Source organism: Paenibacillus sp. J22P90 (genome assembly GCF_059692195.1).
The window spans coordinates 150,893-163,713 of sequence record NZ_JCAUAY010000012.1 but is presented as its reverse complement, the minus strand read 5'-3'; the positions used below and the strand labels follow the sequence as shown (position 1 = coordinate 163,713).

The window sequence follows — 12,821 nt, the reverse complement described above, 5'->3', positions numbered from 1 at the left end:
GGCTTTTTTGTGATAATTATAATGACAATTAAAGTTTTGAAATGGATTTCGTCCGATACACCGACGGGGCATCGCCCGCCATCAACTTAAACATTTTACTAAAATGAAACTCATCTCCGTAGCCGCAAGCCAACGCAATGTCCCTCATCGACATGTCCGTAAATTCCAGCAGTTGTTTGGCATGTCCGACCCGAATTGACTGCAAATACTGCTTCGGTGTTTGCTGAAGCTGTTTCAGGAACATCTTACGCGAGTAGGATTCAGAGATGCCGAATCGATCAGCAAGCTCACTGAGCTTGATATTAGCTGAATAATGGGTTTCCAGATAATTTTTCATCTGTACAAAAGCTTCTTGGGCAGGGCGATCTTCATGCTCCTCTCCCTTCGTTTCTTGAAGATACTGAATGAGCTGAAGCAGCTTCAGCTGATCCGCCAGCGTACCGCCTTGATCGCCAGGAATCTGGCCTTCGATCAGACTATGAAACATTTTATCAATATACTTCGCCTGCTCGCTCGTGAACGTTCTCAGGAAAGGAAAAGGCAGCGAGGCAAGCGGCTCAACTCTCCCCCACTCTCTCCGTTTGTATGAGAGGTAGCCAATATCCGTCAGTACCATGATCATTCTCAAAGGATATTCTTCGTCCGTCTTCATATGGAGGCGAAAGCCTGGTTTCAGGTAAGCCAGATACCCTTTGCGAACCCGAAAGGACTCCTCTTCTTCATCTGTAAAAATCCCCTCTCCACCTGCAATCCAGTAAAACGTATGCACATCTGTCGTTTGCCGAATATCTGTCCAACCTGGAGTTGTACGTTTGTCATACACCCATAACACGCGCAGTGCAAGGTTGTTTATTGTTGAGCCTTCCATTAATTCCATCCCTCGCACCTCCCTATTCAGTTTCTTCAATTGTAGCATAATTAGGAGCGTTTTTTACAAATGATAATGACTGATTTGGCTATTCCATTGGCCTTACAATTGCTGCTACATTTAGAAAAAAACATCCTGAGGAGGAGACTTTATGGATAAAACACTAGAAAGTACAGAGCTTTGGCAAGATGAGGAGCTTGATTATATGCCGTGGATCTCGCCTACGGAAGAGCAGCTTGAGCAGCAAAAAGAATGGCAGCAATTTCTGATCAACAGGTACCATGCGGAGTTCGGACTGAACAGCTATGTATCTCGGAAAGCTCATTTCTTTCCAGAGCGTTTTGCTATTGGCGAGAAAAGTTTCATTGCAGGAGGCGCAACGGTTCGAGGTGAACATATTCAAATTGGCAGCAACAGCACTGTTAATTCATATGCCATTGTGGCTGGCCGTGTAGAGATTGGAGATGGTGTCCGCATCGCGTCCCACGTTTCCATTTTTGGCTTCAATCATGGGTATGAAGATACGACGCGACCTATCTACCAGCAGCCTTGTACTACGAAGGGCATCATCATTGAGGATGATGTGTGGATTGGCGCCAATGCCGTGGTTTTGGACGGCGTCACGATCGGCGCTCATAGCATTATTGCGGCTGGGGCGATCGTCACTAAGGACGTCCCCGCATACAGTATCGCGGGAGGCAATCCTGCCAAGGTTCTGCGCAACCGGTTAGAAGGAGCGTACGCTTCTGCTGCGCTCTCCTCCGATCTGGAGAAGGCTTTATCCGATTTCGGGACAAAAGTAAAAGATCAGCATCAGGAGCTGCTCGCGTCCTATTATGTACAAACCGAAGATGGACACATCTATTTGGATAAGTCTATACCTGGTGCCAAAAAAACAATCCGCGCATGGTGCGACGCGATAGAAATCGCTGCCTTGTTCGGCACGCTGCCACCTGGTTTGAGCAAGGAAGAGCTCATCGCTAAGCTGCGCGGCTTTCAAGATCCTGTCAGCGGTCTCCTTCCTGATCCGTGGAACCCGCCTGCGGCTGACAATGATCCTACTCTGTTGACGGATCATTTGTCCCGTTATCACCTGTTGGCCGTCGGCTACGCCTTGGAGCTGCTGGATTCAACTTTATCCTATCCCGTTCGTGCCGTGGAGGAGCTGAAAGGAGAGCGGCTTTATAACAAGCTGGCGTCGCTGCCTTGGAAGAGGAATGCTTGGTCAGCCGGCGATTGGATTGACTGCTTCGGGACTGGCCTTTACTTAAATCAGAAGCATTTTGACGGCGAGCGGCCTCATGATGTTTTTGGCTGGTTGTACGCTCAAGCAGATCCATACACGGGTATGTGGGGACTGCCGACGGCTGAAGAGCAATGGCTTCAACCAGTGAACGGCTTCTACCGGCTGACCCGTGGAACGTTCGCCCAGTTCGGACTACCTCTTCCTTACCCTGAAGCGGCGATCGACACAATTTTGGCACACAGCCGTAATCGCAAATACTTCCGACAAGACGCGGGCAATGCATGCAATGTCCTCGATGTGATTCATCCGCTGTGGCTATGCGCGAAGCAAACCGACTACCGCCGAAGCGAAGCCGTGCAATGGGCGAAAGAGCAGCTTAATCGGGCACTTGGTCAATGGGTGGATGGAAAAGGATTCAGCTTCGAGCTGGAGCGCTCGTTCCCACCAGGCCTCCAAGGTACGGAAATGTGGCTGAGCATTATTTGGCTGCTGGCCGATCTATGCGGCTACAGCTCGCTGCTCGGCTACAAACCACAAGGCGTGCATCGCCCTGATCCAGCTATACAACTTCAGCCTACTTGGAAATGAATCAGAAAGAGACGGATGAACGTTCATCCGTCTCTTCTTCGTTCACTTATGGGAGAACATTCCCATCCGCACAATAAATCTCACCGGGATGTCGGGTGACATATAAGTTTTGAAGTGCTTTTCTTATAAAATCTATTTACAAATTAAGTTTTGAAGTGGTGTTTTCGGGCAAAAAACCTGAATTACAAATAAGTTTTGAAGTACTTATAACAAATCATTGCCTACAGTGACGGATCTATCATTTTATAAACTTCAATAAATTCATTACAATTTTCCCAGCGCAAGCGCACCAATAAGGCCGGGGAGCTTCCCGGCCTTATTGGTGCGCCACAGTTTACATTACTGCGGTGTTAGCTTAATATAGTCGTTCGCCAAAGTGTATCCGGAACTGCTTGCATTTTTACCTGTAACAATAAACCTGATGATCTTCGTTCCGCTAGAGTTAAAGGTATAGTTTCCAAAATCCAATTCCACATGATCAATGACTGAAGCATACTGGTCTTGCTCCGTACCTACATATGCATTGCCTTGTGGCAGATATATCTTGAATTTCCCTCTTGAATTTCCTTTTTTTATTCCCACCTTGATGTTATACGTTCCGTTTGACGGGATAGTAATACTATACTCCACATAGTCGTTGATCCCATCGGCATCTAACTTGTTGCCTGCCCCGTTAGAGGTACCTGCATCAGTAAAATCAGCCTCTACTGCTCCCGATGCTGTTGTTGTAAGGTCTTCCGCCTCATATACATAGCTGAATTTCACTTGAAACGATTTACCTAGGGCTCCATTCACATTCACGCTGAATTTAATGGTTGGGCTTAATTGCGTCACAGTAATGGCCGGATCCTTAGATATGATCCCAGTCGCGCTTCTTTTGATTTCAATATTAATCGTACCAGTATTCGCTTGTGTTGGGTCCGACACTGCCGCCTCTAGGTTGGTAGCCGTCTCCTTTGTCATAACCGAAGCTTTCTTATCACTATTCAGAAAGTCAGTGATTCCATTCGCATTGACGGAAGCTGAAGTATCGGTCCAGAAATTGGCTCCTATTATTTTTAATGACGAATTATATACTCCCTGCACTGTAGTATCATTCCTCAAAGTAACGGTATTCGGGTTGGCCGCATAATTGCTTACTTGGGTACTGGTTCTGTTCGGTAAAATCGTGTATGCGTACATGGCGTTAGACGGCGTAGCGCCATGGTCGAGCCACAAGGTCATATAGTTTCTGGAGACTGGTGTTGGATCTGGATTATTCCAGGTCGCAATATCACTGTAGGCCCCTGTTCTCGTTTCTCTTAAACCTTGCACGGTGGCTCCATTCGGGAAGTAATACCCCAGATTTTGAGTTCCAAGGTGAATCGAATTAGTGCCTGTCATCGTCTCAGACCAGCCTAATGTCGTTGATTTGGCCGCACCGTTGACCGTTAACGACTCGTTGCCGTTTATTCTCCTGTTTTCCACAATGGTTTCTACATGATCTGGACGGGAGTCCGTAATGCCTGCCCCAAGAGCTATTATTTCATCATCGAACATAAACCAGGATTTTTTCGCCGCTAGCGGGCTAGCCATATCCTTAAGATCCATTCCCGCAGCCCCATATAGATTATTAAGCGATACGCCTCCAACCCAGTTTTTTGTCCCAAGAGTGTCTCATCATTGGAAGCATTTGCTCTCGTCCCTTTATCGACAGTCGTGCCAGGAAGTCGATAGGGGTCGACCGTCGGCCAGAAATAATCGCTATGTTGACTAAAATCCACAGCCGTGTACAAGTTCAGCATCCCATAGGCGGTATACCAGCCTTTTATGTTCTCTTTGCCAAGCGCTTCGTAATTTTGAGTTCGTGTTGAAAACATGCTTAACCCTACGGCAAATCCGGGGCGCTGATGGACAACTCGATCCATTGTACGAAAGGTCTGGTGTAAGTTCAGATCGCTGATTGGCGTTACACTCGGATCATTCAAAATATCTTTGATCGGAGCAATGGCGAATCGTCTGATTTTCCCAGGAAAAGGGGAATACGTATCAGCGAGCACCACCCCTTTGGCCATTCTTCTGAAGTTGGCAGCATCCTGCGGTGGAGCTACCATAGAAAGCAAGATCAGATTGCCGATATACGTTTGACCCTTCTGATGCTCCTGATCAAAAATGCCTGTTATAGGGTTCGCAAGGGGTTTACGGCTGATTTCTCTACCGGCCACCATATCCATCAACGAGCCGCGATACACCAATGGCTGATAACCTTTATAAATCCATTGATATAGATTGGCTATGTTCGGTTTGGTATATTCCCATGGTGAATCCCCTACCAAATAGATCAAGTCGACTATATCGGTCAGCATGTTGAGACCATAGCCACCTGTATAAGCTAAATACTTGTGCTGGATGAACGATCCATCTTCATAAAATCCGTCCCCGGTTGTGACGTAGTTCAACACTGGTTCAAGCGCATTAACCGCATTGGCAAGCCCCGTCCCCGTTTTGACCAACGTATGATAGCCAATCTGGACATTGCACTTCCAAACCAGATTAGCACCAGTAGCGGTTTTGGTTATTCCGCTTCCTACCGATCCTTCCCTTTGGGTACAGTCTGGCCCCGTGGAATTAATCACCGCAGCCATATAGTTGGAAACTTGCGTGGATGTGAGTTCGTCGTACAATAAAATAGTTATATCATTTACATTCAGAGGAATGCCGATCTCCCATGCAAACCAACTGTTATCGTCGGTCTTGGGTCCTGAAGGCATGGGTATGCTTGAATCGTACCAGTTCGTATTAACCCAATCCAATGCAGTGATAATATCCGTTAGAAGACCGGCATCATGGTAGAGGGATGAACCCACCGTATGATAAACGACTGCCATCGTCCTCAATCTTTGATAGGTCGTTAAAATACTGTTGTTCGAAGGAGGAAACGTCGCGTCACTCCAAATATAAGTGCGCCCTGTAGACTTGTCCATCGAACTCCAGTACCCGTTTGCAGTTGACGTAACATTATTGATTTGCGTGATAATATCAGGGTCGTTCGGATCATAATTGCCTCCAAGGATGAGATCTTGCATTCTCGTCCTCAGATGGTCAAAGTCGTCCGCATATGCAAGAGCAGAACCGCCGAAGATGCCACCTAATGCCAGAGCTAAAACAACGACTAAGAAATACTTTTTTTTGAGGCGTCGATAGACATTCATTACATCAACATCCTTCCATCCTGTATTGGTTTTCATGAACAATAAATAGCTTAAGGAAGTGCTCCTTACAAATTGCAATCGTTCTTTAACTTGTTTTCTGCTCCGTTAGAGGCCCTTGCATCAGTAAGCTCAGTTGCTCACTAGCCGCTTCACTTTTTTTGACATTTATCACTCCTCCTTTCGTTATTGATAGTTTGAAGCGTTTACATTTTCACTTCTGAAAAAACCTCCATAAATAATACTTTCTCCCGTTTTCATCCGTGTAACTTTGAAACAACTTCATAATACCGACAAGTTGACTTTTTCCGATAGATGGTAGGCTTATGGTTTTTAGTTCATTTGTATACTAATTTACTAATTTGTAGGGCAGAGCATGTAAATACACCCTCATCATAGTTTTTCCATAATTAGTCTTGCTGCTTGTTCAGCACACAACTTATAGCCTTCTTCAGTGAGGTGGAGCATGTCTTCACATTTATAGTAGTTCTTATCCTGAAGCATAAGTGTGTATAAATCATTTACCGTTATATTTCCTTCAGCCGCTAATCTTTTTGCCGCATCGTTATACTTAATAACCCAATCATTGTTATATTTGATTTTCACCCCTAATCCAGTGTTATCCAAAGAAGAGCCTCTGTTTAGAACTGGAGTGGTAGTAGCAAAAATTATCTCTGCGCCATTCCGTCGAATCTCTACAATAATTCTCTTTAGAAAATGAATATATTCATCTACTGGGTGTACTGCTTCTAGCATAGGTGCTTCTATATTCATATCCCAGTATCCGTTATTCCAGTGAACCACATCAAATTTGCCATGCTTTCTGAATAATTGGTTTGCTTGCCAAAGCGTATAGGATGTAAAGCGACCATTGTCTGCATCATCATAATAAACCTCGCATTTACCTCTCAAAATATCCTTCACATACTCGTCATATCCCATGCGGATAGAATCACCCAATAATAAAACCTTTTTCATAATAACCACCTCCAAGTGAAAATAAAAACAACATCCTGAAGAAAGAAGCCTGGGAACATCAAAGCAAAGGAGCTAAACACTTTGCAAGTCACTTAGCTCCTTCTCTCATTTGCCCTTTTGTATTGGTTTTCAGGCGAGGCGCTATTCTTGAATAGCTGCTTGAAATTACAAAAATCTTCCCGCGAATGCTTGATGCTCGAAGCCGAGCCTTGCCATCTGCTGCACTTCTATTCCGCTCATTATGACTATGTCCTGCTAGATTGGAGTGGCGGTCGCCTCAGGCTACTGCCACCGCCGCAGCACACGCTCGATATGCAAACGAATTTTATCATCCATTACATTGCGAATTACAGAGCTTCCCTTGAATGAAATGACAAGCGATCCGTCGAGTTGCTTCTCATATCGATCAAATGCCTCGCGAATGGCATGGCGTGTCTCCACATGCACATCGCCGATTGAAGCGAGCGCCATCAATGTATAAGAGACATACTGAAACCGCAAATCTTCATCGCCTGACAAAAACTCCTTGTTGGCGTCCTCAAACGTAAACCCTTCCCGCGACTCCAGCAGTTGGATCAGTAGCGGGACGCTCGGTTCATCTGCCAGCTTGCCAAGCAAATAGACGGCTGCGTATCCGCGTACCTGATTGTATTTCAGACTCGTCTTAGGCATAAACGAATCCCGCTCCTCCGCCATCTCGCGCAGCACCGACGCCGCCGATACATCGCCTAGCAGCGCAAGCGCCATCGCGCTGTTGCGATACAAATGCACGTTGTCACGCAACCCGATCCATTGCCACAGCTGCGGTCGCAGCGCATCTCCAAGGCGCCAAGCAGACCAAATAGCAATGCCGGGCTTCACTCCCGATAGACCTGCGCGGATGTCCTCTGCATCGTTCATCCAGCGAATAGGCGGCTCCTGCTCCGCCGCTGACGCAGCACGATGTTCGAAGTACACGGTATCGCGTTCAGTCAGGACGCCCGTTGCTCGCAGCAGCTTGGCAAGCTCTATATAGGGCACCTCTCGCAGCGGTACTTGCTTGGCGATCGCCATGTAGGCGGCATAGGCAGCGGCCTCGCCGCTTCTCTGCATATCCCGTTTCATGCGGACACAGGCGGCCATATCGTGATCCACTGCCAGACAGCGGCCTGCAACTAGCAATCCATCATAACCTTTCGGAATAAGTGCGCCAAGTGGAATCGGCACGGTAAACTTCAATCCCCACAGACTTGCAGCCACTGTCCAATCCCGTTGCAGCTCGCTTTCGAAAGCGACATCTTTACTATGGTTATCCAGATTGGAGTAAGCCATAAACAGCGGCTCACGCGAATATTGTTCCTTTAAGAAGCTCTCCAGCGTAACAGTCTCTTCCCCGACAATACATTTTCCTTCACGTACGCCAAGCTGCGGCGCAATCCGCATATAACGCTCCTCTTCGGTATATCGTGGCAACAAATGCGTAGACAACAGCGCCGACTGCACGATTGCGCGCGACATGCTTTCCGGCTCCTCCGGACATACGTATCCGGAATCTGTATAGTAGCCGCGGATACGACCTTTGTCGATCTTGAACAGCGCGTTCGAAAACGGTTGAGCCTGACCGTCAAATGAACGGCCTCCTTGCAATTCGCATCCAGCCAGACGGCATATATCAGCATTGCCTGTGCTGTCGATCACGATCCTGCTCTCGACCATATAGCGGCCGCGTTCTGGAGAGAAGCATTCAACACCTCGCACCGTTTTGTCTGTCGTCCATACGCGTACGACCGTTGTACTGTAACGAATAACAGCGCCCGCCCGTTCTGCTTCCTGTTCCAGCACGAACTGCTTTCCTTCCGGGTTAACGCCAAACGCTGGCGTATAGACGTCCTTCTCCGTCGCTAACACCTGGGTGTCGAACTCTTCGAACAAGCCCCCGCGCATCCCATAATAATAGCCGAGCACGCCACCGGCCGTGCCTACTCCGCCCATACTCGTATGACGATCAATGCCAAGGACTCGCAGCCCTTTGCGCGCAGCGGCAATCGCAGCAATCGCGCCCGCCGTGCCGAGCCCCACTACGATTACGTCGTATATCTCATCCGTGTGCTGCATGTCGACTCTCCACCGCCTTTCGCGCATACGCATAACCTTGTTCAAATGCCGCCAACGGGTTCGCATAAGATGCGGACGGTAACCATTGCCACTGTGCTGTAATCTGATGCGGCCCTTGCGGTACTTCGCACGCATACGTACTCCCTATCGCTGCAATCGTCCACGCAGACCATTGCTCCCCGCGCGCCTGCCAGTAACGATGCAGCTCCTGTCTCGCTTGTTGCCAGCTAGTCGCCGAATCAAACTCCCGCTGCATAATGATTTCCGCAAGAAACCGGCCTTGGCGAATAGACATCGATGCATCCAGCGGTGCTGGGCATGACGTACGTCCGTTATCCGGATGATGCAGATAAGCGTTCAGCCACTTGCGCTTGGGTATAGCCAGTTGTGTTGGCGTCGTCAGCCGCTCCGAAGATGTATCCAGCACTTGCCCGACCGATATATTCCGATAGCCAGCGGCATCATACAACATTACTTCGTATCCTCCGCCTTCATTCGGATTGGTGATCTCAATTACCTCCGTTAAGAAGGCGACCTGGATTCCCAACCGCTGAATCCACGAGCAGAGGACTGGATGCAGCCCTGGCAAATGAATGGGTCCATCATTCGCCAGTAGATTTCGCTCCTGCAGCTCTTCACGAAGCGCATTACCGACATCTGTCAGTAATTCCTCCCCCATACTTCCTGGGTGAATCGCCTCAATCCATTCTCCGCCAACTCCCCCCGTTCGCTCAACCAGGATGACATCCCGGTTTGCTTCGCGTGCAGCAATCGCTGCACCGATCCCGGCTAACGTGGCACCACATATAAGCACGTCATGCTTGCTATGTTTCATGCTAGTACCGTCCTTTGTTGTTTAATATCTTATATTTCCAGGTAGGCGCCTTGCTTCTTCAGCTCATCTTGCAGCTCGGAAATGGAAATTTCGCCTGTCGGCTTGTTACCCAGCGCCGCTAGTGCGGCAGCGACGCCGCCGCCATGTCCGATTGCACCGGCAATTGGCGTCACACGAATACCCCCTTGTGCCTCAAACGTGGTCGAGATACACCGGCCTACTGTAAGTAGATTGCTGATTTTATCGTTGATCAGAGAACGATAGGGGATGCTGTATGTTTCTCCCGACTTCAGATGTGTAATCTCCCGATTCCTTTTCTTGAAATGCTCCTCCTGCTCGCCCTTCGGTGGATGAATGTCGATCGGATAGCCGCCGTGGGCGATCACATCGTCGAAAGTGCGGCATTGCAGCAGGTCGTCAAGTGTTAGTGTATATAAGCCTTTGATCTGTCTTGAACTCCGAATGCCGACCGATGGACCGGACGACATGACGATGGCGTCTTCAAAGCCGACAATTTTCCGCTTCAGGAACGACTCCAGCTCCTTCACATGTCTTCTGCCTACGACCTCGGCTTCGCTCAAGCTCCAGGGGTTGGTGCTGTCATAGCCGAGAATCCGCGAGGTGTTGACGATGACCTCGCCTGGGTTGTTCGTCTCGAAGAATAACAAATCATCGCGAACGCCCGACAGCTCGCCGTTATCCATCGCTTCCCTCATCGCGCTTACGAATCCACCAATGGACAACCGCTCCGCCCGCAACACCCGCTCCCTATCCTCTACGGTTGCAAGCCTTGGAAACTCCTCCGGATGAGATCGGATATATTCCTTCACACGGGCGATATCGACATTGCGCACCTTCATATTCATCGTCATCGGCTGTGTTGCGCCGTCCTGCTCCCTACCTTTATTGAACTCCACGCCTGCCCATGCGGACAGGTCGGCGTCGCCTGAGGCGTCGACAAACACGCGGCCGGTAATCTCGCTCAGTCCCGCTTTGTTGACCACTTTAATTGAACGAATTGTTCCACCTTCGACGTTCGCCTCCGCAAGCATCGTATGATACAACAATTGCCCGCCGGCTTCCGTAAACATCAGGTCCAGTTCGTATTTCATACCTTCGGCATCAAATGGCGTGACGGTATACGTATAACCCGTCGTGTCCTCGACATGACCGGGCGATTTGCCTTTTGCCTTCAGTCTGTCGATCAGTTCACCGGTAAGTCCTTGCACAACTTGCGTGGCCCCCGAATGAAAGGTCATCATCGGTCCTACCCCTGCGGCGGTCAGCATGCCACCCATGAATCCGTATTGCTCAATCAATACCGTCTTCGCACCGCAGCGCGCAGCACCAATCGCGGCCATCGCACCAGCGATTCCGCCACCAACAACAATCACATCAAAGCTGCTTTCCATTCCCCTACTCCTCCTTCATTGCTTGGCTTAAAGCGGATTCCCGGAAGTCTCGGGAGGTGTGACATAGTCGACGCCAAGGTCCAATATTTGACCGCTTCGATCCAAAACTTCACGCAGCTCCGGGTACGGTAGTTCCTGCACGGTCCCTCCCCTGAGCACAGTCAGTACAGCCGCCGCTCCCGCCGATTGTCCGAGTACCATAAATGCCGGCTCCATCCGGATCGAGCCATAGGCCGCATGACTAGCCGACAGACATACGGGCACTAGTAAGTTTTCGCATTCGTCGCTGCGTGGTACTATCGCCCGATAGCTGATCGCAAACGGCGCTTTTACCGCAGCCATAAATCCGCCTTCCACACAGAAAAACCCTTCTTCATCCAAGCAATATTGCGTGTAATGGGAATCCATCGAATACGACCCAAGCCCAATTGGATCATCGTCCAGCACTTCCCGTTCTACCGTTCGCTCCGTCACGACGCGTTCTCCAAGCATGCGCCTTGCTTCCCTTACGTATAGCTGCGATGGCCAATGTCCGTTGTCCATGAACTCGTCCTTCGGAAGCCCCCATGGCCGGTAAAACTCCCGAATTTCCGCAGGCACGCGCGGATGATTCTGCAAGGTCCAGATCAGACCTTTCTGGTAAGTCTCGTGCGCTTTCTCGATTGTTTGACGGGTAGCGTAATCCGTCTCGGAGTAATGATAGTTCATGCCGATGTAGTCCGTGGAGAATGCGCCATTATTATTGGAATCTGTCTTCCGGCCAGGCATCATCGTCAGCTTGAATAGCGGCTCTCGGTAACCGGCCTCAAGCAGCCGGAATAAAATCTCGTAATCTTCCTCTTGGTAAAGCTCCGGCTTTTCAACTGGAACTAAGTTATCCGAATCATTGGTCAGACACATGCGGTAATTGTAGGCCTGCACCTTCCGATCTCCTTCACCGATGCCCCCACCCGGATTCTCATTCACACGGGGCAATAGTCCACTTGCGCGGTCTCCTGGCACGCGATAGGGATCAATGACGGGAGTGATGCGCTTCGGTTGACGTATGCCGTTATTCAACTCACCGTATTGGTTGTTTCCTTCCCTGCCCACCGTATACGAAACACCAGCTTCGTCCATCAGGTCACCTTCATAACTGGCGTCGATAAAAACGCGACCACTGATCCTTTCACCCGATTCAAGCCTCAACGATACAATCTTCTTGCCTTCCATTTGAACACCGTATTGCTCGTCCAACCTGGCGTTGACTCTGACGCTTACACCGCACTCCTCCAAACACTCCTCGAATACCCGAAGAGCGGCCTTGGGCTCGAAGCGCCACATCAAGCCTTCCAATCCGCTATTTTTGGCTAAACGCTCGTAAAATTCCTTGGCAAAGCCGCCAACACCAGCGGGATCCCCAGCGTCTGTTGCGCCCAACCCTCCTGTCGTAAGTCCACCGATCCGGATACCCGGTTCAAGTACAATGGGCTTTAAACCCATTCTGGCTACTTGTACCGCTGCTGCGATTCCGCCTGCATTGCCCCCATATACAACAACATCGTACATCGTCATCTCATCCATTTGTTCAACTACCTCCAGTCTGTTTTGAGGACCTAACAGCTATTTATTG

General features: G+C 49.2%; 10 protein-coding genes. 2 read left to right on the top strand and 8 right to left on the bottom strand.

Translation table 11 applies throughout. The features are described 5' to 3' along the window. Nucleotides 1-28 precede the first annotated feature (28 nt). On the bottom strand, nucleotides 29-877 hold the full coding sequence (locus AC58UX_RS28965) for an AraC family transcriptional regulator (protein WP_497259263.1): 849 nt from the start codon (nucleotides 875-877) through the stop codon (nucleotides 29-31). Nucleotides 878-1,019: 142 nt separating this feature from the next. Here AC58UX_RS28965 and AC58UX_RS28960 point away from each other — a divergent pair, with 142 nt between their 5' ends. Further along, a complete protein-coding gene (locus AC58UX_RS28960; RefSeq protein ID WP_497259261.1) occupies nucleotides 1,020-2,702 on the top strand; it encodes an acyltransferase in 1,683 nt (560 codons plus the stop codon). A 339-nt stretch (nucleotides 2,703-3,041) separates the two neighbouring features. On the opposite strand, the gene AC58UX_RS28955 is transcribed toward AC58UX_RS28960, so the two are convergent. The 6 genes from AC58UX_RS28955 to AC58UX_RS28930 all read right to left on the bottom strand — a co-directional run bounded on the left by AC58UX_RS28955 (nucleotide 3,042) and on the right by AC58UX_RS28930 (nucleotide 11,158). Next, nucleotides 3,042-4,292 carry a polysaccharide lyase family 8 super-sandwich domain-containing protein gene (locus AC58UX_RS28955; RefSeq protein WP_497259259.1) on the bottom strand — a complete coding sequence of 417 codons (1,251 nt, stop codon included), beginning with the start codon at nucleotides 4,290-4,292 and terminating at the stop codon, nucleotides 3,042-3,044. Further along, on the bottom strand, nucleotides 4,262-5,893 hold the full coding sequence (locus AC58UX_RS28950; RefSeq protein ID WP_497259257.1) for a polysaccharide lyase family 8 super-sandwich domain-containing protein: 1,632 nt from the start codon (nucleotides 5,891-5,893) through the stop codon (nucleotides 4,262-4,264). The genes AC58UX_RS28955 and AC58UX_RS28950 overlap by 31 nt, the downstream gene beginning before the upstream one ends. A 390-nt stretch (nucleotides 5,894-6,283) precedes the next feature. Continuing rightward, nucleotides 6,284-6,868: an SGNH/GDSL hydrolase family protein gene (locus AC58UX_RS28945; protein WP_497259255.1), complete on the bottom strand. Its 585-nt coding sequence runs from the start codon at nucleotides 6,866-6,868 to the stop codon at nucleotides 6,284-6,286. Nucleotides 6,869-7,150: 282 nt separating this feature from the next. Further along, complete coding sequence (locus AC58UX_RS28940; RefSeq protein ID WP_497259253.1) at nucleotides 7,151-8,962, bottom strand: FAD-dependent oxidoreductase; 1,812 nt, start codon at nucleotides 8,960-8,962, stop codon at nucleotides 7,151-7,153. Beyond that, complete coding sequence (locus tag AC58UX_RS28935) at nucleotides 8,946-9,797, bottom strand: FAD-dependent oxidoreductase (RefSeq protein ID WP_497259251.1); 852 nt, start codon at nucleotides 9,795-9,797, stop codon at nucleotides 8,946-8,948. Before AC58UX_RS28935 ends, AC58UX_RS28940 begins: the two co-directional genes overlap by 17 nt. A gap of 29 nt (nucleotides 9,798-9,826) precedes the next feature. Beyond that, nucleotides 9,827-11,158: an FAD-dependent oxidoreductase gene (locus AC58UX_RS28930; RefSeq protein WP_497259299.1), complete on the bottom strand. Its 1,332-nt coding sequence runs from the start codon at nucleotides 11,156-11,158 to the stop codon at nucleotides 9,827-9,829. On the opposite strand from AC58UX_RS28930, the gene AC58UX_RS28925 reads away from it, so the two are divergent. Next, nucleotides 11,085-11,240, top strand: coding sequence for a hypothetical protein (locus tag AC58UX_RS28925; protein ID WP_497259301.1), 156 nt, complete (start codon nucleotides 11,085-11,087; stop codon nucleotides 11,238-11,240). The two genes, AC58UX_RS28930 and AC58UX_RS28925, sit on opposite strands and share 74 nt — an antisense overlap. Here the strand turns inward: AC58UX_RS28925 and AC58UX_RS28920 are convergent. Next, the gene (locus AC58UX_RS28920) at nucleotides 11,237-12,772 is read right to left on the bottom strand and encodes an FAD-dependent oxidoreductase (protein ID WP_497259249.1); all 1,536 of its coding nucleotides are present in this window, start codon (nucleotides 12,770-12,772) and stop codon (nucleotides 11,237-11,239) included. The genes AC58UX_RS28925 and AC58UX_RS28920 overlap by 4 nt on opposite strands. Nucleotides 12,773-12,821: the final 49 nt, after the last annotated feature.

Bases quoted from the DNA above. Each gene is read 5' to 3' on its own strand.
- AC58UX_RS28930 (WP_497259299.1), bottom strand. From the start codon at position 11,158: ATGGCCGCGATTGGTGCTGCGCGCTGCGGTGCGAAGACGGTATTGATT.
- AC58UX_RS28945 (WP_497259255.1), bottom strand. From the start codon at position 6,868: ATGAAAAAGGTTTTATTATTGGGTGATTCTATCCGCATGGGATATGAC.
- AC58UX_RS28950 (WP_497259257.1), bottom strand. From the start codon at position 5,893: ATGAATGTCTATCGACGCCTCAAAAAAAAGTATTTCTTAGTCGTTGTT.
- AC58UX_RS28920 (WP_497259249.1), bottom strand. From the start codon at position 12,772: ATGGATGAGATGACGATGTACGATGTTGTTGTATATGGGGGCAATGCA.
- AC58UX_RS28940 (WP_497259253.1), bottom strand. From the start codon at position 8,962: ATGCAGCACACGGATGAGATATACGACGTAATCGTAGTGGGGCTCGGC.
- AC58UX_RS28925 (WP_497259301.1), top strand. From the start codon at position 11,085: ATGCCACCCATGAATCCGTATTGCTCAATCAATACCGTCTTCGCACCG.
- AC58UX_RS28960 (WP_497259261.1), top strand. From the start codon at position 1,020: ATGGATAAAACACTAGAAAGTACAGAGCTTTGGCAAGATGAGGAGCTT.
- AC58UX_RS28955 (WP_497259259.1), bottom strand. From the start codon at position 4,292: ATGGATCTTAAGGATATGGCTAGCCCGCTAGCGGCGAAAAAATCCTGG.
- AC58UX_RS28965 (WP_497259263.1), bottom strand. From the start codon at position 877: ATGGAATTAATGGAAGGCTCAACAATAAACAACCTTGCACTGCGCGTG.
- AC58UX_RS28935 (WP_497259251.1), bottom strand. From the start codon at position 9,797: ATGAAACATAGCAAGCATGACGTGCTTATATGTGGTGCCACGTTAGCC.